Source organism: Brenneria sp. L3-3C-1, assembly GCF_016456245.1.
GTDB lineage: Bacteria > Pseudomonadota > Gammaproteobacteria > Enterobacterales > Enterobacteriaceae > Brenneria.
Window position 1 is genome coordinate 209,713 of sequence record NZ_JAEMHF010000004.1, and the last position, 24,764, is coordinate 234,476.

25 protein-coding genes are annotated in these 24,764 nt (G+C 54.2%); 14 read left to right on the forward strand and 11 right to left on the reverse strand.

Going from position 1 to position 24,764, the window contains the following annotated elements:
- The first annotated feature begins 16 nt into the window (after positions 1–16).
- Positions 17–1,108 carry an outer membrane-stress sensor serine endopeptidase DegS gene (gene degS, locus JG725_RS11420; RefSeq protein WP_172290367.1) on the forward strand — a complete coding sequence of 364 codons (1,092 nt, stop codon included), beginning with the start codon at positions 17–19 and terminating at the stop codon, positions 1,106–1,108.
- A gap of 69 nt (positions 1,109–1,177) precedes the next feature.
- Here degS and murA read toward each other — a convergent pair whose 3' ends face one another.
- The 7 genes from murA to mlaF form a co-directional block, all read right to left on the reverse strand.
- On the reverse strand, positions 1,178–2,440 hold the full coding sequence (murA, locus tag JG725_RS11425) for a UDP-N-acetylglucosamine 1-carboxyvinyltransferase (RefSeq protein WP_172290368.1): 1,263 nt from the start codon (positions 2,438–2,440) through the stop codon (positions 1,178–1,180).
- Positions 2,441–2,492: 52 nt separating this feature from the next.
- The gene (gene ibaG / locus JG725_RS11430; RefSeq protein ID WP_172290369.1) at positions 2,493–2,747 is read right to left on the reverse strand and encodes a BolA family iron metabolism protein IbaG; all 255 of its coding nucleotides are present in this window, start codon (positions 2,745–2,747) and stop codon (positions 2,493–2,495) included.
- Between the two features lie 120 nt (positions 2,748–2,867).
- Complete coding sequence (gene mlaB / locus JG725_RS11435) at positions 2,868–3,161, reverse strand: lipid asymmetry maintenance protein MlaB (protein WP_172290370.1); 294 nt, start codon at positions 3,159–3,161, stop codon at positions 2,868–2,870.
- Positions 3,162–3,190: 29 nt separating this feature from the next.
- Positions 3,191–3,820 (reverse strand): phospholipid-binding protein MlaC, encoded by a 630-nt coding sequence (gene mlaC, locus JG725_RS11440; RefSeq protein WP_199378076.1) that lies wholly within the window; start codon positions 3,818–3,820, stop codon positions 3,191–3,193.
- Positions 3,821–3,832: 12 nt separating this feature from the next.
- Complete coding sequence (mlaD, locus tag JG725_RS11445; protein ID WP_172290372.1) at positions 3,833–4,399, reverse strand: outer membrane lipid asymmetry maintenance protein MlaD; 567 nt, start codon at positions 4,397–4,399, stop codon at positions 3,833–3,835.
- Positions 4,400–4,403: 4 nt separating this feature from the next.
- On the reverse strand, positions 4,404–5,186 hold the full coding sequence (gene mlaE, locus JG725_RS11450) for a lipid asymmetry maintenance ABC transporter permease subunit MlaE (RefSeq protein WP_172290373.1): 783 nt from the start codon (positions 5,184–5,186) through the stop codon (positions 4,404–4,406).
- A 7-nt stretch (positions 5,187–5,193) separates the two neighbouring features.
- Complete coding sequence (gene mlaF, locus JG725_RS11455; RefSeq protein WP_172290374.1) at positions 5,194–6,009, reverse strand: phospholipid ABC transporter ATP-binding protein MlaF; 816 nt, start codon at positions 6,007–6,009, stop codon at positions 5,194–5,196.
- Positions 6,010–6,314: 305 nt separating this feature from the next.
- Here mlaF and JG725_RS11460 point away from each other — a divergent pair, with 305 nt between their 5' ends.
- The 12 genes from JG725_RS11460 to rnk all read left to right on the forward strand — a co-directional run bounded on the left by JG725_RS11460 (position 6,315) and on the right by rnk (position 14,992).
- On the forward strand, positions 6,315–7,277 hold the full coding sequence (locus JG725_RS11460) for a calcium/sodium antiporter (protein ID WP_172290375.1): 963 nt from the start codon (positions 6,315–6,317) through the stop codon (positions 7,275–7,277).
- 33 nt (positions 7,278–7,310) lie between these two features.
- Positions 7,311–8,297 (forward strand): arabinose-5-phosphate isomerase KdsD, encoded by a 987-nt coding sequence (gene kdsD / locus JG725_RS11465; RefSeq protein WP_199378078.1) that lies wholly within the window; start codon positions 7,311–7,313, stop codon positions 8,295–8,297.
- 74 nt (positions 8,298–8,371) lie between these two features.
- Positions 8,372–8,938 carry a 3-deoxy-manno-octulosonate-8-phosphatase KdsC gene (gene kdsC, locus JG725_RS11470; protein ID WP_199378080.1) on the forward strand — a complete coding sequence of 189 codons (567 nt, stop codon included), beginning with the start codon at positions 8,372–8,374 and terminating at the stop codon, positions 8,936–8,938.
- The gene (lptC, locus tag JG725_RS11475; protein WP_172290378.1) at positions 8,935–9,501 is read left to right on the forward strand and encodes an LPS export ABC transporter periplasmic protein LptC; all 567 of its coding nucleotides are present in this window, start codon (positions 8,935–8,937) and stop codon (positions 9,499–9,501) included. The genes kdsC and lptC overlap by 4 nt, the downstream gene beginning before the upstream one ends.
- On the forward strand, positions 9,482–10,054 hold the full coding sequence (lptA, locus tag JG725_RS11480; RefSeq protein ID WP_172290379.1) for a lipopolysaccharide ABC transporter substrate-binding protein LptA: 573 nt from the start codon (positions 9,482–9,484) through the stop codon (positions 10,052–10,054). The genes lptC and lptA overlap by 20 nt, the downstream gene beginning before the upstream one ends.
- Before the next feature lie 3 nt (positions 10,055–10,057).
- Positions 10,058–10,783 carry an LPS export ABC transporter ATP-binding protein gene (gene lptB / locus JG725_RS11485; protein WP_172290380.1) on the forward strand — a complete coding sequence of 242 codons (726 nt, stop codon included), beginning with the start codon at positions 10,058–10,060 and terminating at the stop codon, positions 10,781–10,783.
- A 56-nt stretch (positions 10,784–10,839) separates the two neighbouring features.
- Complete coding sequence (gene rpoN / locus JG725_RS11490) at positions 10,840–12,273, forward strand: RNA polymerase factor sigma-54 (protein WP_172290381.1); 1,434 nt, start codon at positions 10,840–10,842, stop codon at positions 12,271–12,273.
- Positions 12,274–12,296: 23 nt separating this feature from the next.
- Positions 12,297–12,584, forward strand: a complete 288-nt coding sequence (gene hpf, locus JG725_RS11495; RefSeq protein WP_172290382.1) for a ribosome hibernation promoting factor — start codon at positions 12,297–12,299, stop codon at positions 12,582–12,584.
- Between the two features lie 97 nt (positions 12,585–12,681).
- Positions 12,682–13,155 (forward strand): PTS IIA-like nitrogen regulatory protein PtsN, encoded by a 474-nt coding sequence (ptsN, locus tag JG725_RS11500; RefSeq protein ID WP_199378111.1) that lies wholly within the window; start codon positions 12,682–12,684, stop codon positions 13,153–13,155.
- A gap of 139 nt (positions 13,156–13,294) precedes the next feature.
- Complete coding sequence (gene rapZ, locus JG725_RS11505; protein WP_172290384.1) at positions 13,295–14,146, forward strand: RNase adapter RapZ; 852 nt, start codon at positions 13,295–13,297, stop codon at positions 14,144–14,146.
- Positions 14,146–14,418: a PTS phosphocarrier protein NPr gene (npr, locus tag JG725_RS11510; protein ID WP_172290385.1), complete on the forward strand. Its 273-nt coding sequence runs from the start codon at positions 14,146–14,148 to the stop codon at positions 14,416–14,418. The genes rapZ and npr overlap by 1 nt, the downstream gene beginning before the upstream one ends.
- A gap of 163 nt (positions 14,419–14,581) precedes the next feature.
- Complete coding sequence (rnk, locus tag JG725_RS11515) at positions 14,582–14,992, forward strand: nucleoside diphosphate kinase regulator (RefSeq protein ID WP_172290386.1); 411 nt, start codon at positions 14,582–14,584, stop codon at positions 14,990–14,992.
- An 87-nt stretch (positions 14,993–15,079) separates the two neighbouring features.
- On the opposite strand, the gene pmbA is transcribed toward rnk, so the two are convergent.
- On the reverse strand, positions 15,080–16,420 hold the full coding sequence (gene pmbA / locus JG725_RS11520) for a metalloprotease PmbA (RefSeq protein ID WP_172290387.1): 1,341 nt from the start codon (positions 16,418–16,420) through the stop codon (positions 15,080–15,082).
- Positions 16,421–16,653: 233 nt separating this feature from the next.
- On the opposite strand from pmbA, the gene yjgA reads away from it, so the two are divergent.
- A complete protein-coding gene (gene yjgA / locus JG725_RS11525) occupies positions 16,654–17,205 on the forward strand; it encodes a ribosome biogenesis factor YjgA (protein WP_172290388.1) in 552 nt (183 codons plus the stop codon).
- Between the two features lie 166 nt (positions 17,206–17,371).
- Here yjgA and JG725_RS11530 read toward each other — a convergent pair whose 3' ends face one another.
- From JG725_RS11530 to yhdP, 3 genes are all read right to left on the reverse strand, one after another.
- Positions 17,372–18,973, reverse strand: coding sequence for a methyl-accepting chemotaxis protein (locus JG725_RS11530; RefSeq protein WP_199378082.1), 1,602 nt, complete (start codon positions 18,971–18,973; stop codon positions 17,372–17,374).
- A 467-nt stretch (positions 18,974–19,440) separates the two neighbouring features.
- A complete protein-coding gene (tldD, locus tag JG725_RS11535) occupies positions 19,441–20,886 on the reverse strand; it encodes a metalloprotease TldD (protein WP_199378084.1) in 1,446 nt (481 codons plus the stop codon).
- Positions 20,887–20,946: 60 nt separating this feature from the next.
- Positions 20,947–24,762 carry an AsmA2 domain-containing protein YhdP gene (gene yhdP / locus JG725_RS11540; protein ID WP_199378086.1) on the reverse strand — a complete coding sequence of 1,272 codons (3,816 nt, stop codon included), beginning with the start codon at positions 24,760–24,762 and terminating at the stop codon, positions 20,947–20,949.
- Positions 24,763–24,764 lie beyond the last annotated feature (2 nt).

Below are 24,764 nucleotides of genomic sequence, written 5' to 3' on the forward strand. Positions count from 1 at the left end.
ACAGTAAAACACGCTCATGCTTGTTAAGTTATTCCGTTCCGCGCTGCTTGGGGTGATCGTTGCCGGCATTCTGCTGGTCGCTCTGCCCGTGCTGCAATCAAATACGCCGTTGTTTAAAAACAATGAGAGTAATGACAGCCCCCCCGAAAATACGCCGCTGAGTTACTATCAGGGCGTTCGTCGTGCGGCGCCCGCCGTGGTCAATGTATATAACCGCGTTCCCGATCCGGAACGGCAAAATGAACTCAATATCCGTACCCTCGGATCTGGCGTCATCATGAATGAAAAAGGGTATATTCTGACCAATAAGCATGTCATCAATAACGCACAGCAAATACTGGTCGCGCTTCAGGATGGCCGACTCTATGAAGCGATGGTCGTTGGTTCAGACAGCTTGACCGATCTGGCCGTCCTGCGAATCGACGGCGTTTCCCTGCCCGTCATTCCGATTAATCCGGACCGCATCGCGCACATCGGCGATGTGGTGATGGCCATCGGCAATCCCTACAATCTGGGGCAAACCATCACTCAGGGAATTATCAGCGCAACCGGGCGCGTCGGGCTAAGCGCCGCCGGAGAGGATAATCGTCAGAATGGCCGCCAAAACCTGCTGCAAACCGACGCATCGATTAACCACGGCAACTCCGGCGGCGCATTGGTTAATACGCTCGGCGAACTGGTCGGCATCAATACGCTGTCTTTTGATAAAAGCAGCGATGGGGAAACACCGGAAGGCATTGGCTTCGCCATCCCTGTCGCGCTGGCGACCAAAGTGATGGGCAAGCTTATTCGCGACGGTCGGGTAATCCGCGGCTATATCGGCATCAACGGTATACAGATGGAAAACATCGACAGCAAAGGCATTGAGCAGGGAAGATTAAGCGGGATCCTGGTCAAAACGGTCGATCCGGGAGGGCCGGCGGATAAAGCCGGTATTCAGGTCAATGATATTCTGTTGAGCGTTAACAACAAGCCTACCCGCTCGGTCATTGAAACCATGGATCAGGTCGCGGAGTTACGTCCGGGCACCGTAATCCCCATTACCATCGAACGCGATAAAAAATCGATAACGCTGAATATGACGATTCAGGAGTTTCCGGTTAACTGAGATCGCCAAACCGCGCGCCGAAAGTAAAACGGAGACCGGGCGGTCAGACCACCGCCCGGCCCGCGCCGGCTAGTCGCCTGCTTTAACGCGCTCGATATTGGCGCCCAGCGCGCATAATTTATCTTCAATGCGCTCGTAGCCGCGATCGATATGATAAATACGGTCAACCACCGTCACGCCTTCGGCAATACACCCCGCCAGCACCAGGCTGGCCGATGCGCGCAGATCCGTCGCCATCACCTGCGCGCCGGACAGTTTTTCCACACCGTGACAAATGACCGTATTGCTTTCGATTTCCGCCTGAGCCCCCATGCGGATCAGCTCCGGCACGTGCATAAAGCGGTTTTCAAAAATCGTTTCGGTGATCACGCCTGTTCCTTCAGCCACCAGATTCAGCAGGCTGAACTGCGCTTGCATATCGGTGGGAAACCCGGGATGCGGCGCGGTACGGATAGTCACCGCTTTCGGGCGCTGACCATGCATATCCAGGCTGATCCAATCCTCGCCGATTTCAATATCCGCCCCGGCCTCACGCAGTTTCGCCAGCACGGCATCCAGCGTTTCCGGACGGGTGTGGCGGCAGACCACGTTACCGCCGGAAATCGCGGCGGCCACCAGGAACGTTCCGGTTTCTATACGATCCGGCAGGACGCGATATACGCCGCCGCCCAAACGCGCGACGCCTTCAATGGTGATTTTATCGCTCCCCGCGCCGCTGATTTTCGCCCCCAGCGTATTGAGGAAGTTCGCCGTATCGACAATCTCCGGCTCACGGGCGGCGTTTTCGATGATGGTCGTACCTTCGGCCAGCGTTGCCGCGCTCATGATGGTCACCGTGGCGCCCACGCTGACCTTGTCCATGACGATATGCGCGCCTTTCAGACGGCCGTCCACGGAAGCCTTGACATAGCCCTCTTCCAGCGTGATTTTGGCTCCCAGTTGTTCAAGGCCGTTGATATGCAAATCAACCGGGCGCGCGCCGATGGCGCAACCGCCCGGCAGTGAAACCTGCCCCTGCCCGAAACGCGCCACCAGCGGCCCCAACGCCCAAATGGAAGCGCGCATGGTTTTCACCAAATCGTAAGGCGCACAGAATACATTCACCGCGCTGGCGTCAACGTGTACCGAACCATTACGCTCAACGCGGGCGCCCAGTTGGTCGAGTAACTTCATCGTGGTGTCGATATCACGCAACTTGGGCACATTCTGGATTTCTACCGGCTCTTCCGCGAGCAAGGCGGCAAACAGAATAGGCAGAGCAGCATTCTTGGCCCCGGAAATGGTGACTTCACCAGAGAGCCGGGTTGGCCCCTGCACACGAAATTTATCCATAGTAGCGGTTTCTCAATGTTTCAAATCCAATATCACGTCGCATAACTACGGCTTAAAAGCCGTTCAGTTTGCGGTCGCGCTGCCATTCTTCCGGCGTATAGGCCTTGATCGACAGGGCATGAATACGGTTATCCGCGATGTATTCCGCCAGCGGCGCATAAACAGCTTGCTGTTTCTTCACCCGGCTCATGTCGGCAAATACGTCGCCCACCACGATGACCTGAAAATGGCTGCCATCGCCAGAAACGTGGGCTTCCTGTAGTGCCAATGCATTCATCAGCACATCTTTAATTTCATTATTTTCCATCGATCTCGATTTCTATGTCAGGGAGATGATAAACAGGATGGTATCTTAGATGAATATGCCGCTATCTTAAATCCCCTTGTGCAACGCCAAAGGGGAGAATTCAGACGCGCACAATCCCGCTCAAGATACGGGGATGATTTCGTTGAGGTTATACAAGGCTATCAGCGTTTTTAACCGATCGCCCGCCCCGTTGATTTTCAGTTCGACGCCTTGCCGGGACTGCTGGTAATAAAAGTGAATCAGCAACGCCAGACCGGCGGAGTCAACCCGATCCAGCCCGGAGACATCCAGCGAGGTTTTATCCGCCAGTAACAGGTCGCGTTGCCGCCAGAGCGACAGCAACGTTTCACGATCCAGCGCGCCCGATAAAATCAGCGTCGATTGCTGTGACTGCCAGTTCAGCGCATTAGCCATTTTTCTACCCAGAATATTTCTTACCCAGATTAGTTTTGCTGATCCAGCGTAATCGGTTGTTTCGCCGCGGCGTTTAACTGCTGGGTCAGACCGTCGACGCCTTTCTGACGCAATGTCGCCGCCCATTCATTTTGCTTGGTCGTGATCATGCTGACGCCTTCGGCAATCATGTCATAAGCCTGCCAGTTGCCGCTCTGACTGTTCTTGCGCCATTGGAAATCAAGACGCACCGGCGGGCGGCCGCCGTTATCAATAATCGTCACGCGGATAGCGATAATGTTGGCATCGCCTAATGGCTGATCCGGGGCAATCTGATAGGTTTGCCCGTGATATAACGCCAAAGCCTGGCCGTATGCCTGTTCCAGATAGGCTTCAAACGCCTTGAAATAGGCATCGCGTTGGGCGGGGGTCGCATCTTTATAATAACGGCCCAGCACTAACGCGCCGGCATACCTTACCTGTACATACGGCAAAAGTTCTTCACGCACTACGTTACGCAGATAGTCGGGGTTTTGTCTGATCCGCGGCTGCTCGGTTTTCAGACGATCGAACGTCTTTTGCGCGGCTTCGCTCATCAAACGGTACGGGTTCGTTTGATCCGCCGCGTTGGCTAATGGTGCGACCACCAGTAAAGCGACCATCAGTAAACGTTTCAACATGCAGGTATCCTCTTATGGATGTGAAGTAACGGGCTGGCCTTGAGGTCCAGGCGCGACGGCCGAATCCGTTGCCGGGGCAGACGTCGCCTGGCCGGTATTATCCTCGCTATTGCCGCCGCTCTTATATAGGAATTGACCGATGAGATCTTCCAGCACCATGGCGGACTTGGTGTCCTGAATCACACCGCCGTCTTTCAGTATTGAGGTGCCCATCTCTTCATCCTCAAAACCGACATTCAATGCCAGATATTGCTCGCCCAGCAGACCCGAGGTGCGGATCGCCAGCGAGCTGGTATCCGGAATATGGTCGTAGCGTTGTTGAATATCCAGCGCTACGCGGGGAAGGTAGGTTTTTTCATCCAGCGAAATGTCCGCTACCCGGCCAACCACCACACCGCCGATTCTGAGCGGCGAATGGGTTTTCAACCCGCCAATATTGTCGAACGTCGCGTACAAACGATACGTCGGCTGGTTTCCGATAGACTTGATATCGGCGACTTTCAGGCACAAAAAGATAATGGCACACAGCGCAATCAGCATAAATGCGCCAACCCAAATTTCACTTTTCTTGGTTTGCATCGACTCAGTTCCCAAACATCAGTGCTGTCAGCACAAAATCCAATCCTAATACCGCTAATGATGAGTGCACGACGGTACGCGTCGTCGCACGGCTGATCCCTTCGGAGGTCGGAATCGCATCATAACCATTAAACAGTGCAATCCAGGTTACGGTAATCGCGAACACGATACTTTTAATCAGGCAGTTCAACAGGTCGTGCCGCCATTCAACGGCGCCCTGCATAGCCGACCAGAAAAAACCGCTGTCTATACCTTTCCATTCGACGCCGACCAGCGCCCCGCCCCAGATGCCGACGGCGACAAAAATGATCGCCAGCAGCGGCATACTGATTAACCCGGCCCAAAAACGCGGGGCGACCACCCGCCGCAGCGGATCGACCGCCATCATTTCCATACTGGAAAGCTGTTCGGTGGCCTTCATCAGACCGATCTCCGCCGTCAGGGCCGACCCCGCGCGACCGGCAAACAACAATGCCGTGACCACCGGGCCAAGCTCACGCAGCAACGAAATCGCCACCATCATGCCCAAACTGGCTTCGGCGCTATAGGTGGTCAGCACCAAATAGCCTTGCAACCCCAGCACCATACCGATAAACAGGCCGGACACCATAATGATTAACAGCGACTGAACCCCGACGCTGTATAGCTGTTTGATTAACAGCGGCCACTGTTTCCTGAACTCCGGTTTACCCACTAACGCATTAAACAGCATCAGTCCGGCGCGCCCAAAGGAAGCGCAGGTAGAAATTCCCTGACGTCCCAGCGACGCCAACGCCTGTAATAACATGAATTCGTTAACTCCCTGCCGAACCTAACAGCGCGGCTTTATAGTCACCCGCCGGAAAACGGAAAGGGACCGGCCCATCGGCAATACCGTCCAGAAACTGACGCACGCGGGAGTCGTCATTGGCTTGCAATTGCGCCGCCGTGCCTTCCGCCACCACATGCTGGTCGGCAACAATATACGCATAATCGGCGATGCTCATCACTTCCGGCACATCATGGGAAACGACAATACACGTGACGCCCAACGCATGATTCAGTTCATCAATCAGCTTTACCAAGGTTCCCATGGTGATCGGATCCTGCCCGACGAAGGGTTCATCAAACATAATCAGTTGCGGATCAAGCGCAATCGCCCGCGCCAGCGCCGCACGGCGGGCCATGCCGCCGGAAAGCTCGGCGGGCATGAGTTCTGCGGCGCCCCGCAGCCCCACGGCCTCAAGCTTCATCATCACCGTGCTACGCAACAGCGGCTCCGGCAAACGGCTGTGTTCACGCAGCGGCCAGGCGACATTATCAAACACATTCAGGTCGGTAAATAACGCGCCGGACTGGAACAACATGCTCATTTTCTTGCGGGCGTCATACAGCGCGGAACGTGAAAGCGTCGGAATATTATCGCCGTCAAACCAGATTTCACCGCTATCTGGCTGCAACTGCCCGCCGATTAAACGCAGCAACGTCGTTTTACCAATACCGGAAGGCCCCATAATCGCGGTGACTTTCCCCTTGGGAACGTTCAGCGTGATATCTGTAAAAATCTGCCGTTCTCCGCGTCGGAAACTCAGCCCGCGGATCTCAACCAGATTGGTATCCTTATGGTTCATTCTCTCATATTCCTTACCGATCAGCGTGTTATCTACGATCGTCAGTTTTAAACCAATAACGGTAATGCGGCCCCATCACTCAATCCTAATGGCTGATATTCGTCAAAGCCCGAGTTTTACAAAAAATTACGGTACGTTCTTATCCAAAGAAGCGGAACAAAACCGCCATAGGTTTTACTTTTTCGCCTCACACAGTCAGAATTAGCGCTAATGATGAAAAACGCTTTTTTGTCGAAAATTCGTCCAGAACGGCTGGTTTATATACCCAAATGAACCGGTGATTATACCTTAATAAAGGACGCCGCATGCTTTTTGCGACAACACTCTTGATTGTTGGCCTGGTATTACTGGTTTATGGCGCTGATCGCCTGGTATATGGCGCCGCGATCCTTGCGCGTTCTTTTGGCATACCGCCGCTGATTATCGGCATGACCATCGTCGGTTTCGGCACCTCCCTGCCTGAATTGATTGTCTCGGTAACCGCCGCGTTAAACCATCAGATCGATATGGCGGTCGGCAACGTGCTTGGCTCCAATATCGCGAATATTCTGTTAATCCTCGGCAGCGCGGCGCTGATTCGCCCATTGACGGTACATTCGGCGCTATTGCGCCGGGAGTTTCCGCCGATGCTGCTGGTCACTGTTTTGTGCGGCTTTTTACTGCATGATAGTTATCTGAGCCGCGCCGACGGCGTGATACTGCTGATCGCCGCCGGGCTGCTTATGCTGCTGGTACTTAGAATAGCACGGCAGGCGCAGCAGGAAGAGGTCGATAGCCTGACCCGGGAACAGTTGGCCGAATTGCCGCAGGAAGACGGCAACCAGACGGTGGCCATTTTATGGCTGATCCTCGGCCTGATTATTTTACCTATGGCCGCCCGCATGGTGATCGACAACGCCACCGTGATCGCCCGCCATTTTCATCTCAGCGAACTGACCATCGGCCTGACGGTGCTGGCGGTCGGCACCAGTCTGCCGGAGTTGGCGACCGCGATTGTTGGCACGTTGAAAAAAGAAGATGATATTGCGCTGGGCAATCTCATCGGTTCGAATATTTTCAATCTCGTGATCGTGCTGGGCGTGCCGGCGCTGCTTTCTCCGGGCGCGCTCAATCCGCTCGCATTCCAGCGCGATTATTGGGTCATGCTGGGAGCCAGCGCGCTGTTGACGGCGCTTTGCCTCAGCAGGAAACGCAGCATCGGACAAGGCGCCGGCGCACTTTTGTTATGTGCTTTCGTTGCCTACCTTTCGGTATTGCTGTTTTCTTAACCAGAACATCAAAACAAGCAGGATTATCCAGGTATGTCACATTTTGAACTACAACCCGGTTTTGATTTTCAGCAGGCGGGCAAGCAGGTACTGAGTATTGAACGCGACGGGCTGGGGCAACTAGACCAGTATATTGACGATAACTTCACCCGGGCTTGCGAAAAGATCTTCTACTGCCAGGGGAAAGTGGTGGTGATGGGCATGGGGAAATCCGGTCATATCGGTTGCAAAATGGCCGCCACCTTTGCCAGTACCGGCACGCCCGCCTTCTTTGTTCATCCCGGCGAAGCCAGCCACGGCGATCTGGGCATGGTGACGCCGCACGATATCGTGATCGCCATTTCCAACTCGGGCGAATCACATGAAATTCTATCGCTGATCCCGGTGCTGAAACGTCTGAAAGTGTTTCTGATTTGCATGACCGGCAATCCCGAAAGCACGATGGGAAAAGCCGCCGATATTCATCTGTGCATTCATGTTCCGCAGGAAGCCTGCCCGCTCGGACTGGCGCCGACCAGCAGCACCACCGCCACGCTGGTGATGGGGGACGCGCTGGCCGTCGCATTATTACAGGCGCGCGGTTTTACCCCGGAAGATTTTGCTTTATCCCACCCCGGCGGCGCGCTGGGCCGTAAACTTCTGCTGCGCGTCAGCGATATCATGCATTCGGGCGATGAGATCCCGCACGTCCCCCATGACGCCTCCCTGCGTGACGCGCTGTTGGAAATTACGCGCAAAAATTTAGGGATGACGGTAATCTGCGGTGCGGATATGAAAATCCTGGGCATCTTCACCGATGGCGACCTGCGCCGGATTTTCGACATGAAGATTGACTTGAACAGCGCCCGTATTGCTGATGTGATGACCGCCGGCGGTATTCGCGTCACGCCGCAAACGCTGGCGGTGGATGCCCTCAATCTGATGCAGTCGCGCCATATCACGTCGTTACTGGTCGCGGAGGACGATCGCCTGCTCGGCATCGTTCACATGCACGATATGCTGCGCGCCGGCGTGGTGTGATCGATCATTTCTGTGTAACCATACCGTACGCGGTGCTAAATGCTGTAGGGTAAGAGAACCAAGGATAAACGTGAATGAGTGAAATCAGGGCGCAAACCGATACCTGTTACGGGCCTGTCGATCAACGGGTACTGGATAAAGCCCGCGACGTCCGGCTGTTGATCAGCGACGTTGACGGCGTATTGTCCGACGGCCTGATCTACATGGGCAATCAGGGCGAAGAACTGAAAACGTTTAACGTCCGGGATGGCTACGGTATCCGCTGTTTGCTGACCTCCGGTATCGACGTCGCCATTATTACCGGCCGAACGGCCAATATGCTCGTCGATCGCTGTAAAACATTGGGGATCACCCACCTTTATCAGGGGCAGTCGGACAAGCTTTTGGCCTTCCGCGATCTGTTGGATAAACTGGCGGTGACGGCCGATCAGGTTGCCTATATCGGCGACGATCTGATCGACTGGCCGGTGATGGCGCAAGTCGGTTTAAGCGTTGCCGTGGCCGACGCCCATCCGTTACTGTTGCCGCGGGCCGATTATGTAACACGTATTGCGGGAGGCCGCGGCGCGGTGCGTGAACTTTGCGATTTAATTCTGTTCTCACAGAATAAGCTGGAGCATGCCAAAGGGTTGTCGATATGAGTAAAACAAAGCGTTGGCTGACAGCCTTGCTGGCTTTGCTGGCTCTCATTCTGATCGGCTGGAATGTAGCCGATCAGGAGGGCCAATCGCCGCCGGAACAGCAGGATACCGCGGTGCCGGTTTATACCAGCGAGAAAACGACGACGCAGGTTTACAGCCCCGCCGGAAAACTCAGTTACCGGCTGGTTTCCGACAAAGCCGAGTATTTTAGCGACGAACAGCTTAGCTGGTTTACCACGCCTGTCGCCACGCTGTTTAACGAACAAGGCACGGCCACCTGGTCGGTACGCGCCGATCGCGCCAAGCTGACCAAAGACAGAATGCTCTATCTGTACGGTCACGTTGAGGTCAATAGTCTGACCAATGACTCACAGTTGGAGCGGATAAAAACGGACAATGCCCAGGTAAATCTGGTCACGCAGGACGTCTCTTCCGACGACGAAGTCACCCTGTACGGCGCCAGTTTCACCTCTAACGGGATGAAAATGCGTGGTAATCTGCGTGAAAAGACAGCCGAGTTGATCGAAAAGGTAAAAACTTCTTATGAAATTCAAAACAAATAAACAGATGCGCAATGCCCTGCTCGCCAGCTCGCTGTTAGCCGTCAGCGCTCCGATCTTCGCCGTCACCGGGGACAGCAATCAGCCCATTCATATCGATTCAGCCCAGCAATCCCTCGATATGCAAGGCAACACGGTGACCTTTACCGGCAACGTGGTGGTCAAGCAGGGAACGATTGAGGTTAAAGCCGATAAGGTTATCGTGATACGCCCGCAGGGCGAGCAAGGCCGCGAAGTGGTTGAAGGCTATGGCAATCCGGTCACCTTTTACCAGATGCAGGATAACGGCAAGCCGGTGAAAGGCCATGCCCAGAAAATCCGCTATGAGCTCGCCAATGATTTTCTGGTGCTGACCGGTAATGCCTATCTGGAACAGATGGATAGCAATGTAAAAGGCGACCGCATCACCTATCTGGTGAAGCAACAACAGATGGAAGCGTTCAGCGACCAGGGCAAACGTGTTACGACGGTATTAGTTCCCTCCCAGCTTCAGCAGAAAGAGAACCCGGGACAAACCTCCACCTCTCAACAACCGAAACCGCGAGTCACTGAATAACGTATGGCAACATTAATCGCAGAAAATCTGGCTAAAGCGTATAAAGGCCGTAAGGTCGTGGAAAATGTCAGCCTGACGGTCAACTCCGGTGAGATTGTCGGTCTGTTGGGCCCCAACGGCGCAGGGAAAACCACGACGTTTTATATGGTTGTGGGGATCGTGCCGCGCGATGCAGGGCGGATCGTGATCGATGATGAAGATATCAGCCTGCTGCCTCTTCACGATCGCGCGCTGCGCGGGATTGGCTATTTACCGCAGGAAGCGTCGATCTTTCGCCGGCTGAGCGTGTATGACAATCTGATGGCGATATTACAGATCCGCAAGGATCTGACCTCGGAACAGCAGGAAGATCGCGCCAATGAACTAATGGAAGAATTCCATATTATTCATTTGCGCGATAGTCTGGGACAATCGCTTTCCGGTGGCGAAAGACGCCGGGTGGAAATTGCCCGCGCGCTGGCGGCGAATCCTAAATTCATCCTGCTGGATGAGCCTTTCGCCGGCGTCGATCCTATTTCGGTGATTGATATAAAAAAAATAATCGAACATCTGCGCGACAGCGGACTGGGCGTGTTGATTACCGATCATAACGTCCGCGAAACGCTGGATGTCTGTGAGCGCGCCTATATCGTCAGTCAGGGGCATTTAATCGCTCACGGCTCACCTACGGAAATTCTGGCCGACGAACAGGTAAAACGTGTCTATCTGGGCGAAGGCTTCCGACTCTGATAGGGTAGGATTTTTTAATTGACGACATAAAATAAATATAAGGAAGTTAGCGCTACATGAAGCAAGGTTTGCAACTCAGGCTTAGCCAGCAACTGGCCATGACTCCGCAGCTACAACAGGCGATCCGTCTGTTGCAACTGTCCACGCTTGAACTGCAACAAGAGATCCAATTGGCGCTGGAAAGCAATCCGTTACTAGAGCAAACGGACAATCATGAAGAAATAGAGTCTTTCGAGACAACCGACAGTGATTCACTGGATACCGGTGAAGCGCTTGAGCACAAGGACATGCCGGAAGAGTTACCGCTTGACGCGACCTGGGACGAAATCTATTCCGCAGGCACGCCGTCGGGCACCGGCACCGATTATCGTGATGAAGAGTTGCCGATCTACCAGGGCGAAACCACTCAGACGCTTCAGGATTACCTGATGTGGCAGGTCGAGCTGACGCCTTTTTCCGATACCGATGCCGCCATCGCCACCTCTATCGTCGATGCCGTGGACAACACCGGTTATCTCACCGTGCCGCTGGAAGATATTCTCGACAGCATCGGCGATGAAAACGTCACGCTGGATGAAGTGGAAGCCGTGCTCAAACGCGTACAGCGTTTTGATCCCGTTGGCGTCGCCGCCCGCGATCTGCGCGATTGTCTGCTGGTTCAGCTTTCCCAGTTTGCGGACGATACGCCTCGTCTTACCGAAGCCCGACTGATTGTCAGCGACCATCTCGATCTGCTGGCCAACCATGATTTCCGCAGCCTGATCCGCGCCACACGGTTAAAAGAAGAGGCGCTGAAAGAAGCATTGGCGCTGATTCAGTCCCTCGATCCCCGTCCGGGGCAGTCAATTAATACCGGCGAGTCCGAATACGTCATTCCCGACGTGCTGGTACGCAAAATCCAGGGACACTGGGTGGTGGAGCTGAATACCGACAGCGTTCCGCGGTTACAGATTAATCAGCAATATGCCGCGCTGGGCAACAGCGCGCGCAGCGACAGCGACGGTCAGTTTATCCGCAGCCATCTACAGGAAGCGCGCTGGTTAATAAAAAGCCTGGAAAGCCGTAATGATACCCTGCTCAAAGTCACCCGCTGCATTGTCGAACAGCAGCAGGATTTTTTTGAACAGGGCGAAGAATTCATGAAACCGATGGTGCTGGCGGATATTGCCCAGGTGGTGGATATGCATGAATCCACGATTTCCCGGGTGACGACGCAAAAGTTTCTGCACAGCCCCCGCGGCATTTTTGAACTAAAATATTTCTTCTCCAGCCACGTAAATACCGACAGCGGGGGTGAAGCTTCGTCGACGGCTATCCGGGCACTGGTTAAAAAATTAATTGCTGCGGAAAATCCCGCCAAACCGCTAAGCGACAGCAAGCTGACCACGTTGCTTTCTGAACAGGGCATCATTGTGGCGCGGCGTACCGTGGCGAAATACCGAGAGTCTTTATCTATCCCACCGTCGAACCAGCGTAAACAACTGGTTTGATCTCAACAGAGAAGGAAGACACTATGCAGCTCAACATTACCGGACACCACATCGAAATTACGGAACCGCTGCGCGATTTCGTGAACACCAAGTTTGCCAAATTAGAGCAATATTTCGACCGCATTAATCAGGTCAATGTGGTGCTTAAAGTGGAGAAAGTACAAAAAATCGCCGACGCCACGCTCCATGTTAATGGCGGAGAGCTGCATGCCACATCGGAAGCGGAAGATATGTATGCCGCCATTGATTTGTTGATCGATAAACTGGCCCGACAGCTCAATAAGCATAAGGATAAGCTTAAACAGCACTGATTTTTCTCCCTGCCGGTTTAGGCAGGGAATCGGCCCGGCCCACATATCGTATGGGCCGGGCTCACCAGAAGTGAAAGTGTCGTTAAGTGAATATAAAATGAACAACGTTCCCGTTTTGCAACTCAGCACAGTGTTACGTCCCGAGTGCGTCCGTAGCTCCGTCCATTGCCAAAGTAAAAAACGGGCATTGGAAATCATCAGCGAGCTGGCGGCCAAACAGCTTAATCTGTCTTCACAGATTATTTTTGACGCCCTTCTCACCCGGGAGCGAATGGGCAGCACCGGCATCGGTAATGGCATCGCCATTCCTCACGGTAAGCTTGAGGATGACAATGCGCTGGGAGCCGTTGGGGTATTTATCCAGTTAGAACAGCCTATCGCCTTCGATGCGATTGATAACCAAGGCGTTGATTTACTTTTTGCCTTGCTGGTTCCGGCAGAACAATGTAAAACCCATTTACATACTTTATCGCTTGTCGCCAAACGATTGGCCGATAAAACCGTGTGTCGGCGCCTGCGCGCCGCGCAAAGCGATGAAGAACTCTATCAGATTATGACGGAAGCCGGTTAGCTCAGGTGATAGTGATGCTTATGATGGATGGCGATATGCGCGGTAATAATCGTGTCCCGACAATTTATGTTCCGACAATTGATTGTGAAAACAATGGCAATAGCCGTTCTCCATCACGTAGCCAAAGGGGAGTCGTCAGATGGTGCTGATGATCGTCAGTGGTCGTTCAGGCTCAGGAAAATCTGTCGCTCTGCGCGCGCTGGAAGATATGGGGTTCTACTGTGTAGACAACCTGCCTGTAGTTCTGCTGCCGGAATTGGCCAGCACGCTGGCCGAGCGCAATATCTCCGCCGCGGTCAGCATTGACGTACGCAATATGCCGGAGTCGCCGGAAATATTTGAGCACGCGATGGCGCAACTGCCGCAAAGTTTCTCGCCGCAGTTGCTGTTTCTGGATGCCGATCGCAATACGTTGATCCGCCGTTACAGCGATACCCGCCGTCTGCACCCGCTGTCCAGCAAGAATCTGTCGCTGGAAAGCGCTATCGATGAAGAGAACGATCTGCTGGAGCCGCTGCGCTCGCGCGCCGATCTGATTATCGACACCTCTGAAATGTCGGTGCATGAACTGGCCGAAATGCTGCGTACCCGCCTGCTTGGCAAACGGGAGCGCGAGCTGACCATGGTGTTTGAATCTTTCGGCTATAAGCACGGCATCCCGATCGATGCCGACTATGTGTTTGATGTGCGTTTCCTGCCCAATCCCCACTGGGACCCGAAATTACGTCCGATGACCGGTCTGGATAAACCCGTCGCCGCCTTCCTCGATCGGCACACCGAAGTACATAATTTTATCTATCAGACCCGCAGCTATCTGGAACTGTGGCTGCCCATGCTGGAAACCAATAATCGCAGCTACCTGACGGTGGCGATTGGCTGTACCGGCGGCAAACACCGTTCCGTTTACATCGCCGAGCAGTTGGCTGATTATTTCCGCTCGCGCGGCAAAAACGTACAGTCCCGCCATCGCACATTAGAAAAACGTAAATAATGACCATCAGACAAACGGTGGAAATCAAAAACAAGCTGGGCATGCATGCCCGGCCAGCCGTGAAGCTGTTTGAACTGGTGCAAAGCTTTAATGCGGAAGTCATGTTGCGCAATGACAGCGGTACGGAAGCCGAGGCCAGCAGCGTGATCGCCATGCTGATGCTGGACTCGGCCAAAGGCCGTTTCATCGAAGTGGAAGCCTCCGGCCCGGATGAAGAGCTGGCGCTGGCAGCCGTGATTGAGCTATTCGAAGCCGGATTTGACGAAGAATAAAGGCATTCACAGACGTTCATCATCTTCGTGACGGCGATCGCTTTCCTTTCTGCTGAGAAACACCTACTCTTTCCAGACAACGCTTTTTTTTATACACACCCCCGCTCCACTGGCGCGGGGGTGTTGCTTTTTTGTCATCTGGAAATAAAAACTGGAGAGGAGTATGACGAAACCCAACCTGACAATCAGTGAATTGGATGCGGAACGTCTGGATATGTTACTGGAGCAGCCCGCCTTTGCCGGCAGCGATATCGCCCAGGCCCTGAACGACGAGCTTGATCGGGCGGAAATTTTACCTTCCGTCAATATCCCTGCGGATGTGGTCACCATGAACAGTCGGGTACGTTTCCGCGATCTGAGCGCTAACGAAGAACACACCCGCACGCTGGTTTATCCGGCGGCAGTGCAAGACAGCAAGGAACACTTGTCCGTCATGGCGCCGCTGGGCGCGGCATTGCTGGGCATGCATGTGGGCGACACCATCGTCTGGCGGTTGCCGAACGGCGACGAGGCGCATATCGAAGTGCTGGAACTGCTTTATCAGCCGGAAGCGGCGGGCGAGTATCACCGCTAAACGGCGATAACGCAGAGAAATGACAAACCGTCGGACAACGCCGACGGTGACGGTCGCAAGATCACACCGCTGTCATGCCGTTTCCGCTTATTCCCCCGCGATCTTCATTTCAGGCAGCAACACCGACCCACACTGAATATTACTGCGCGTTTCGATGTCATTGCCGATCGTGACGATGTTGCGCAACATGTCTTTCAGATTACCCGCGATGGTGATCTCACTAACCGGATATTGAATTTCACCGTTTTCCACCCAGAAACCGGAAGCGCCGCGGGAATAATCGCCCGTCACGCCGCTGACGCCCTGCCCCATCAATTCGGTGACCAACAGCCCTTTCCCCATCTTCCTGAGCAGGCCGTCAAAATCCAGCCCTTGTCCCGCAATGCGCCAGTTATGGATACCTCCCGCATGTCCGGTGCTTTTCATGCCCAGCTTGCGAGCGGCGTAGCTGGTCAGCAGCCAGGTTTGTAACACGCCGTCTTTCACAACCTCCCGCTGCTGGGTGCGCACGCCTTCGCTGTCGAACGGCGTCGATGCCAGCCCTTTGCGTAAATGCGGCAATTCCTCAATCGTCAGCCATTCCGGCAAAATCTGCTGGCCCAGTTTATCCAGCAGGAAAGTCGATTTACGGTACACGCTGCCGCCGCTGATGGCGCCGACCAAATGGCCGAACAGCCCTGTCGCCACTTCCGCGGCGAACAGTATCGGCGCCTGCATGGTTGGAAGTTTGCGCGGCGACAAACGGGATAAGGTGCGGCGCGCGCACTCTTGCCCGACCCACTCGGGGGTTTTCATATCATCCAGCGAACGGCCGATGGTATAGGCGTAATCGCGCTCCATATCGCCATTCACTTCGGCGATCACGCTACTGGACATGGAATGGCGGCTGGAGCAATAGCTTTGCAGCATGCCGTGGCTGTTGCCAAACACTTTGATACCGTAATGGCTGTTGAAACTGCCGCCTTCGGTATTGGTGATTCGCGTGTCGGCCTTCAGCGCAGCCTGTTCGGCGCGCGCGGCCAGTTCAATACCGCGCTCCGCATCCAGCTCCGCCGGGTGAAACAGATCCAGATCCGGGGCTTCAAAGGCCAGCAACTCTTTATCCGCAGGCCCGGCGAAAGGATCGACGGAAGTGTAACGGGCAATATCCAGCGCCGCCTGCACCGTACGGGCGATGGCGTCCGGGCTGAGATCGGTTGACGATGCGCTGCCCTTGCGCTGCTGGTGGTACACCGTGATGCCCAGCGCGCCGTCGCTGTTAAATTCAACGTTTTCAACCTCACCATAGCGGGTGCTAACGCCAATCCCCGTCGTTTTCGACACGGCGACTTCCGCCGCATCAGAGCCCGCACGGGCCAGTTCCAGCGCCTGTGCCACCGCCTGTTCCAGCGCTTTACGCTGTTGTGCAACCTGAGTGATTATTGTCATCGTTCTGCCATAATGAGTGAAAAAACCAACACACCTGCAACTTGAAAGATGAAGGGGTTAAAAAGGTGTAGCATAATGCCTCTCAGTCTAACAGGATCGGCGAATAATTTCGCACAAAGCCCAAACCTGTTAGGATCGGCCTCTTTATTATGGCGGGCGACCAGCCTGCAACTTTCAGGGCCGCGGCCAGCGGCGTTAACGATTTATCCTGAAAATTTTTTTAGGAACCAACCATGAACAACAAACCCGAAGACTGGCTTGATGAAGTCCCGGACAATAACGCAGAAGACGACGATGATGAAATCATCTGGGTCAGCAAAAGCGAGATAAAACGCGATGCCGAAGCGCTGAAAGAACTGGGCGCAGAACTGGTTGAGCTGGGTAAAAATGCGTTGGAGAAGATCCCGCTGGATGACGATCTGCGCGCGGCGGTTGAACTGGCGCAACGCATCAAGAAAGAAGGCCGTCGTCGCCAGTTGCAACTGATCGGCAAAATGCTGCGCGCTCGCGATCCGGAGCCGATTCAGGCGGCGCTGGATAAACTGAAGAACCGCCATAATCAGCAGGTTGTGCTGTTCCACAAGCTGGAACTGCTGCGCGATCGTCTGGTGGCGGAAGGGGATGACGCCATTCCGGATATTCTGGCGCTTTACCCGAATGCCGATCGCCAACAGCTACGTTCGCTGGTGCGTAACGCCCAAAAAGAAAAAGCGGCCAATAAGCCGCCAAAATCCACCCGCCAGATTTTTCAGTATCTGCGCGAGCTGGCGGAAACCAGCGAATAGGCGGGTAATAAAAAGCCGCGGTGGCGGCGGCCTGTAGCGGTGGCGGCAGATAGCCGCCAATAAAAAAGAGCGGTCTAAATCGCCGCTCTTTTGCCCGGGAAACAACCGATCCCGGCATTGAATGCGCTTAGCGCCGACTAACCACATTCAGCCAGCCACGCCAGGCTTATCCTCTGCCGATAAGAACGTTACCGCTGGCGGCGTCAACGCCGTTCATGCGGGATAGGGTAAAGACGCGCATGGCCGCCTCCAACAAATCGGCCTGCTCGGCCAGCGAATTGGTTGCCGATGACGCCTCTTCAACCAGTGCGGCATTCTGCTGTGCGACCTGTTCTAACTGCGTCACCGCGACATTGACCTGCCCGATCCCCTGACTTTGTTCTTCCGAGGCCAACGAGATACCGGCAATTAATTCCTTCACTTTATTCACTTCCGCCAGCAATGTTTCCATATCATTGCCGGATACCGAAGCCAGCGCCGAGCCTTGCTGAATTTTATTATCGGTGTCTTCAATCAGCTCTTTGATTTCCTTGGCCGATGTCGCGCTGCGCTGCGCCAGATTACGCACCTCGGATGCCACCACGGCGAAACCTTTCCCGGCTTCACCGGCGCGGGCGGCTTCCACTGCGGCATTCAAGGCCAGAATATTGGTCTGAAAAGCAATGGAGTCGATAACACCGATAATGCTTGAGATCTTCTCCGAGCTTTCCGAAATATCATGGATGCGGTTAACAATATTGGTAATATTGCTGCCGTTCTTTTGCGCCAACGCGGCCATATTTTCCGTCATCCCCGTCACCAGTCTGGTATTTTCGGTATTTTGTTTTACCGACGAGGTCAATTCTTCCATGCTGGCGGCGGTCTGCTCAATTGATGAAGCCTGTTCTTCCGTCCGTGACGATAAGTCCTGGTTACCAGCGGAAATCTGGCGAGTCCCGACCGAAATGACTTCAGACGACTCTCTGACATCTGAAACAATGACTTTCAGCGACTGCTTCATATCCTCCAGCGACGTCAATAATCCCCCCATTTCCGTTTTCGGCTGATGCGGAATTTCCAGGGATAAGTCGCCTTTTGCAATCAGGCTGAAGAAATGTTTAGCCTCGTTGATCGGGGTGAAAATAATGGTGCTCACCAGAATTTTCGCCAGAATAATCAAAACGATAGTTAACGCAATCGTCGCGATGATAACGCCCATGTTGATTTTATAGGAATGCAACGAATGGTCGATTTCCCGATCGCCCAACTCCCTGGCGAAATTGGAAAACTCGCCAATGCTTTTCTGAAGCGCCTCGCCTTTATACGACACCGTTGTGGTCATCAACTGGTAAAAAAGATCCAGGTTACCTAAATCCAGCGCCTGCTGCGCAGGAGCGATACCCTCTTTCATATAGGCATCATAGGCTTTCTCAATATTGAGACGCAGCTGTCGGCCATGTTCCGTCACCGGGACAATGCCGCGTAACGCTTCCATATGCTGATTTGCTGACTTTAAGTAACGGTTAGCCTTCTCCTCCATGATTTTCGTATCTTTTCCATCTTCCCTGGCCATGGCGATATGATAAGAAACGATCCTTCCGCTTAATAAATCAGCATATAATTCATAGACAGGGTTGAGCTGATCGCCTTCAATTCTGTCGATGGTGTACAGCGCATTTTTACTTTTTGTCAGCGCATTAAGACTAAAAGCGCTAACACAGATAAGCGAAAGACTGAACAATCCAATAATTATTGTCAGCCCCAAGCTTATTTTCACTTTCTTAAACATTGCCCACCTCTTAAAATATTAACAACGGTGTCTATCGTCCATCGTCGATAGATCTTTATCACATATTATTTATTTGGGATGATCATCCATTAAGTTAAATAAACTAAGCCAATAGTGTTATATTTTTATAAATATATAGTATATATCACCAGATAGCTTATCTTTAGCATTGCAATAGTTTCACACGTAAATTGTTGAATAATTATTAATTTTTGCCACGTTAATATTAATGCTTCACATTATCAATCAAGAGGAAAATATAAATATCTTAAAGAGAATAATATGGATAAAAATATAATCGGCCCAGCGTCCGCCATTAAATAGGACCATGAGAAAAGTCAGGAAAATATCCTAATGACAGGAAAAAATATTGAGAAAATATCCTGATTTATCTTTTAAGAAAAATAAAAAAGGCGCGAGCCTATCGCAGCTCGCGCCTTTTTAAGCAGACCATATTCAGCCGGTAATTAGGCTGTTCCGCCCACGGTAAGGTTATCCAGCTTCAGCGTCGGCTGTCCAACGCCAACCGGCAGGCTTTGCCCCTCTTTGCCACACACGCCCACGCCTTTATCCAGCGCCAAATCGTTTCCTACCATCGAGATCTGTTGCATGGCTTCAATGCCGGAACCAATCAGCGTGGCGCCTTTCACTGGCGTGGTCACTCGACCCTTTTCAATCAGATAAGCTTCCGACGTGGAGAACACAAACTTACCGGAAGTGATATCCACCTGACCACCGCCAAAATTCGGCGCATACAAACCGTATTCAACGCTGGCGATAATCTCTTCCGGCGTTGATTTTCCAGCCAGCATATAGGTATTGGTCATACGCGGCATCGGCAGATGCGCATAAGATTCACGGCGGCCGTTACCGGTCGGAGCAACGCCCATCAGGCGGGCATTCAGTTTATCCTGCATGTAGCCTTTCAGAATGCCGTTCTCAATCAGCACGTTATACTGTCCCGGCACGCCTTCATCATCCATAGCCAATGAACCGCGACGCCCTTGCAGCGTGCCGTCATCAACCACCGTACAAAATTCGGACGCCACCTGTTTGCCCATCTGGCCACTGAATACCGAGGTTCCGCGGCGGTTAAAATCGCCTTCCAGACCGTGCCCGACCGCTTCATGCAACAGCACCCCCGGCCACCCCGCGCCCAGCACCACCGGCATCGAACCTGCCGGCGCGGCGATCGCCGACAGGTTTACCAACGCCATGCGTACCGCTTCTTTGGCCCAGGCTTCCACGCGGACTTCGCCGTCGACGATTTCCCAGAAATAGTCATAACCGCTGCGCGATCCACCTCCGCTGGCGCCGCGTTCACGCTTGCCGTCCGCTTCGACCAATACGCTAATAGACAGACGAACCAACGGGCGAACATCCGCCGCCAGCGTACCGTCGGTGGCCGCCACCAGCACTAACTCGTACACGCCGGTCAGGCTGGCGGTCACTTCCTGCACGCGGGCATCGGCGGCGCGCGCCATCGAATCGGCCTTTTGCAACAACGCGATCTTGTCTTCACGGCTCAGGCTATCCAGCGGATTAAACTGGGGATAAAGCGCACGGTGAGAGACCTCACCCAGCGTATGCGCCGTTCCCGCCCCCTGTTCGCGCACAATGCTGCGAGCGGCCTGCGCGCTTTGCTGCAACGCATTCAGCGTGATCTGGTCGGCATAGGCAAAACCCGTTTTTTCGCCATTAATGGCGCGGATCCCCACGCCCTGATCGATATGGTAGGAGCCGTCCTTGATGATGCGATCTTCCAGCACCCACGACTCATGATAGCTGGACTGAAAATAGAGGTCGGCATAATCCAGACGACGTTCATTCAGCAACCCCAGCACAGAGGACAGATCCTGAAGATTCAATTTGTTTGCGGTGAGTAATTGCTCACTGACAAAAGACAGACTCATATTTTTTCACTCTTTATTAGATGAAATCGGGTGAACGCGCCGCGGATGCCATTGATGTCTTTACTTCCGACTCGGCTCACGCAGCACTTCCTGAATCTTCGGCTGATCGAGGCTACCGGTAATCTGGTAGCGGATCAGCGAAATCTTGTTCCATAACGGCGCCAGCACCTTGCTGGCGGCGAACACGGCGGCGCCCACCACCGGATTCACGACAAACGCCGCCGCCACCCCTACCGTGGCGGAGATTTCCGGCGCAATAACCGCTTCCATATTAACCTGACGCCTCACCAGATCGACATCGCCTTTCATGGCGATATCCGCTTCCAGACCGTCGACCAGCATATCATCAGTATGCAGAACACCGTCTTTAATCCATGCGGTGCTGCGAATAGAATCAAAATAGAAACCGCTGCCAAAGGTGTCGCTAAAATCAAGCCGCAGCTTACGCAGCAAAGCGTCAAAGCTTATCAAACGCAGTAATTGCCCCGCCTGACCGGTTCCCACATCGGCGATTTCCCCCTTGCCGATACGCGTATGCAGAATACCGCTCAGGCTGGCGACATCCGGCTCCCAGGGCGTTCCGCGCCAGTAAAGATCATAATCGACATCAAAAGAGCCGGCGCGCAGCGGCGTATCGACGCCAAACCAATCCGCGTTCTCCACCAGACTCGCGCCCGACAGACGCCCTTTCAGGGCGGTACGGACGCCTTGCGTATTTTCCTGCCAGTTGCCATTCACCGTCAGCCGGGCTTTACCGGTATCAATGAGGCCATCGCTTAAGGTCAGTTTCCCTTTTTCGGGCTGCAACGTTCCCTGAATTCGCCCCAGATTCTGCCCGACAAGCCAGCACTGCCGGCAATTTATCTGTAATGCCGGCCAATCCTCAAAACTGATGCCGGGATCGTTCAGCGGTGATTTTTTCTCAGCCAGCACAACCGGATTGGTGGCTTCATTCCCTTTCCACTGCGGGTTGTAATAGAGATAGCGGATATCACTGCGCCATATCCCGCGCCGCGGTATATCAAGCGTCGCATCGATCTCCCGCCCCCGCGCCTGAACCTCGCTGCCGCTCAGCGTATCCTTACGGCTAATCGCTAGATCGTGCCACCGCTGCCCCAACAGCTGAAGCTCAGGCGTTCGCACGGTGACGTCCGTCGGGAAACGGAAGCGACCGGCCGTTTCATTAGCGTTCAGCGATGAATGCGCAGACGGCAGCAGCCCGAGCCAGCGTTCGGCATCCAGCGGCGGCAGGTCGAGAACCAGCGCCGATGCTTGCGGCAGCGACGGCAAGGCGTCAGCTCCGGTCTGCCAACGGCCTCGCGCCAGCGTTACCGCATCGCCTTTCAGCAACCATTGACTGTTGAACGACTGGTTCTTGCCAAGACGGCCGTTCAGCGCAAATCCGTTCAGGTCGCCTTTCGCTTTAACCTGCAATGGCAAACGCGCCCCCGCCGCCTTATCCAACGGACTGGGTAAGTGACTGCTTACTTTATCCAGATCGGCGTCGATATCCACGTTATACGTCGTTTTTCCCTGGTAGGGCAAACTGACGGCAACCGTACTTTTCCAGTTCGCCGTACCCGCAATTTGACTGACCAGCGGTTTCGGTATGCCGGGCAAACGAGAAGGCAGCCACGCGCCCTGAAGCCCTACGTTAACCTGGAAGGCGCTTTCCTGCTCTTCCGTGGTGAAATCCACCGTGATGGGCTGATCCAGCCAGTTGGCTTGCAGGGTTTCACTACGCAGGTTACCGTTGTCATAATGGAATTTACCGCTAAGGTTCTTTATCGTGGTGGTTAATGGCTGGATATAAAGGCTGTTATTATTCAAGACGATATCGCCACTGGCCTGAACCTCGTCTCCCGCCAGCGGGATATCCAGATGCAGCGTTCCGTTAACCTGTCCGCCAAGCTGTAATTCTTCCAGCGCCGCACCCAACGAAGATTTCAGCGGCGTTTGTTGAAAATAATTCCCCACCTCAGGCCCCGGACCGCTTAACTCCCCGTCAACCAGGAGTTTTTCTTTGGCATAATCAGGCACCACCGCACTGATGTTCTTGCCTTCCACTTTTCCCAGCCAGGCCTGCGGCGCAAACATCCACAGGCCGTTATTGGCAAAGTCCAGATTAATATCCAGCGGCGTCAGGGCAGGCCAACCCGGTTGGAACTCAAAGGTGGCATTTTTAACCGGCACCCAGACTTCAAAGTGTCCTTCGTTATGCACATAGGGGAAATTTTGCGGATCGCCGGCAAAAATCAGCGTGCCATTATCCACCTGGCCGCCTTTGAGCGCGCCGCTTAAGTAATCCACCAGCTCTTTACCCATAAAGGGTTCAGGATAATAGCGCCAGGCATCCGCCGCGTCGGTCAGCCGCAAGCCCGCCAGAATATCCAGTTTCGGCGCCCCCTTTTCAGGGTGCTGATAACGGAAATCGCCGTTGGCCCACAGCGATTTGGCCTGAACATCCAACCCATGACTCCACAGCTCCCACCCGCGATCGTTATAGCGCCAGTTGATGGCGCCGCTGGCCTGACTGATTTCCAGAGGCGCGCGGAACATCCCGTTGTTCGGCAGCGTGCTGTTCGTCAGCCCCAAATCCAGCTGGCCGTGTTCGACGCTGCCGCTGACGGCGCCGGAAAAGCGATCCACGCCCGGCAATCGCTGCCATGCCTGCCAGCTTACGTCATGCCATCGGGCCTGAAAGCGGCTTTTCTCCGGCTGTTGCAGGGGAATGTCCACCGCCAGCGTACTAAGCCGGCCCTGGGGTTGCAGCGACTGCCAGCGTTCCTTTAACGCCGGCGTCGTGGTGGACAATAGCGGCAGCAGCGCGCCAAAACGCGCCAGATCCAGATTGCTGGCGCGAATGCGTAATTCTTCCTGACGATCCGGCCCCAACATCGGTTCATTTTTAGGCAGCCACAGCGCCGCAAGCCGGCCTGTCGGCCAGGGGACGCCATCGGTCGCCATGTTCAGCGCAGGCACGGCAAGCTGCCAGCCATTTTCCTGACGGCTAACGTGCAAAACCATATCGTCAACGTTCAGGCGATGCCTATCCTGACCTTCGCCCCAGGCGGCGGTTCCCTGACGAAGAAACACATCGCCGCTATAAATATCGCCCTCGCGCACGTTAAGCCAGGCGGCAAGGCTGAAATCAGCGCTTTCCAAACCGGTGTTATGCTTCATCCAGCGGCCGAACCAGGGCTTCATATCAATATTGTCGGCCTGCAAATACAGCGTGCCGTTATTGAGCACCCCCTGATCGTCATGCAAATCCATTCTCATCTGCACCACGCCATGCTGACCGTTAAAACTCGACAGGCTGATAAGCCCTTCGGCGCGATGGCGCTTAGACGAGTTCAGCCAGGTCAGTTGGGGAATACTGAATTCAGCGCGCGCGCCGGATGGCGTAAGAAAAGAGATATGGCTGTCGCGCAGATCGAAATGATCGAACTGGCGCAGGAAAAGGTCGCTCAGCTTGCCCGACTCCAGCAGGTCGCCATCCTCACGCGTTCCGGACAGCGTGGTATTGAGATCAAGCCGTAGCTGATGGAAGGTGAGATCGCGGAACTGCCAGCGTCCATGCAGCAATGATTGCCAGACATCCAGCGCCAGCGTAATACGTTCAACCCGCCAGTCCGACTCCGGCAGGGAAGTCTGAAAATTTTCAATTTCCAGCGTGGGGCCGAAAGACTCCCAGCGCCCTTGCAGCGAGCCGATTTCCAGTGGAACCCCGGCGGCGGACTGCGCCCATTCCACCAGCTGTGGCCGGAAGCGATCGAGCTGTGGCAGCACCAATCTTAAACCGCTGACTAACAGCGCAACAATCACAATAAGAGTGGCGCCCGTGGCTAATAATATTCCGGGCAGTCGCCTCACGT

Coding starts and splice junctions, on each gene's coding strand:
- mlaC (WP_199378076.1), bottom strand. CDS start 3,820: ATGTTGAAACGTTTACTGATGGTCGCTTTACTGGTGGTCGCACCATTA.
- npr (WP_172290385.1), top strand. CDS start 14,146: ATGACCATCAGACAAACGGTGGAAATCAAAAACAAGCTGGGCATGCAT.
- pmbA (WP_172290387.1), bottom strand. CDS start 16,420: ATGACAATAATCACTCAGGTTGCACAACAGCGTAAAGCGCTGGAACAG.
- rnk (WP_172290386.1), top strand. CDS start 14,582: ATGACGAAACCCAACCTGACAATCAGTGAATTGGATGCGGAACGTCTG.
- degS (WP_172290367.1), top strand. CDS start 17: ATGCTTGTTAAGTTATTCCGTTCCGCGCTGCTTGGGGTGATCGTTGCC.
- lptB (WP_172290380.1), top strand. CDS start 10,058: ATGGCAACATTAATCGCAGAAAATCTGGCTAAAGCGTATAAAGGCCGT.
- yjgA (WP_172290388.1), top strand. CDS start 16,654: ATGAACAACAAACCCGAAGACTGGCTTGATGAAGTCCCGGACAATAAC.
- JG725_RS11530 (WP_199378082.1), bottom strand. CDS start 18,973: ATGTTTAAGAAAGTGAAAATAAGCTTGGGGCTGACAATAATTATTGGA.
- tldD (WP_199378084.1), bottom strand. CDS start 20,886: ATGAGTCTGTCTTTTGTCAGTGAGCAATTACTCACCGCAAACAAATTG.
- lptC (WP_172290378.1), top strand. CDS start 8,935: ATGAGTAAAACAAAGCGTTGGCTGACAGCCTTGCTGGCTTTGCTGGCT.
- kdsC (WP_199378080.1), top strand. CDS start 8,372: ATGAGTGAAATCAGGGCGCAAACCGATACCTGTTACGGGCCTGTCGAT.
- kdsD (WP_199378078.1), top strand. CDS start 7,311: ATGTCACATTTTGAACTACAACCCGGTTTTGATTTTCAGCAGGCGGGC.
- ptsN (WP_199378111.1), top strand. CDS start 12,682: ATGAACAACGTTCCCGTTTTGCAACTCAGCACAGTGTTACGTCCCGAG.
- ibaG (WP_172290369.1), bottom strand. CDS start 2,747: ATGGAAAATAATGAAATTAAAGATGTGCTGATGAATGCATTGGCACTA.
- hpf (WP_172290382.1), top strand. CDS start 12,297: ATGCAGCTCAACATTACCGGACACCACATCGAAATTACGGAACCGCTG.
- murA (WP_172290368.1), bottom strand. CDS start 2,440: ATGGATAAATTTCGTGTGCAGGGGCCAACCCGGCTCTCTGGTGAAGTC.
- mlaB (WP_172290370.1), bottom strand. CDS start 3,161: ATGGCTAATGCGCTGAACTGGCAGTCACAGCAATCGACGCTGATTTTA.
- rpoN (WP_172290381.1), top strand. CDS start 10,840: ATGAAGCAAGGTTTGCAACTCAGGCTTAGCCAGCAACTGGCCATGACT.
- mlaF (WP_172290374.1), bottom strand. CDS start 6,009: ATGAACCATAAGGATACCAATCTGGTTGAGATCCGCGGGCTGAGTTTC.
- mlaD (WP_172290372.1), bottom strand. CDS start 4,399: ATGCAAACCAAGAAAAGTGAAATTTGGGTTGGCGCATTTATGCTGATT.
- rapZ (WP_172290384.1), top strand. CDS start 13,295: ATGGTGCTGATGATCGTCAGTGGTCGTTCAGGCTCAGGAAAATCTGTC.
- mlaE (WP_172290373.1), bottom strand. CDS start 5,186: ATGTTATTACAGGCGTTGGCGTCGCTGGGACGTCAGGGAATTTCTACC.
- JG725_RS11460 (WP_172290375.1), top strand. CDS start 6,315: ATGCTTTTTGCGACAACACTCTTGATTGTTGGCCTGGTATTACTGGTT.
- lptA (WP_172290379.1), top strand. CDS start 9,482: ATGAAATTCAAAACAAATAAACAGATGCGCAATGCCCTGCTCGCCAGC.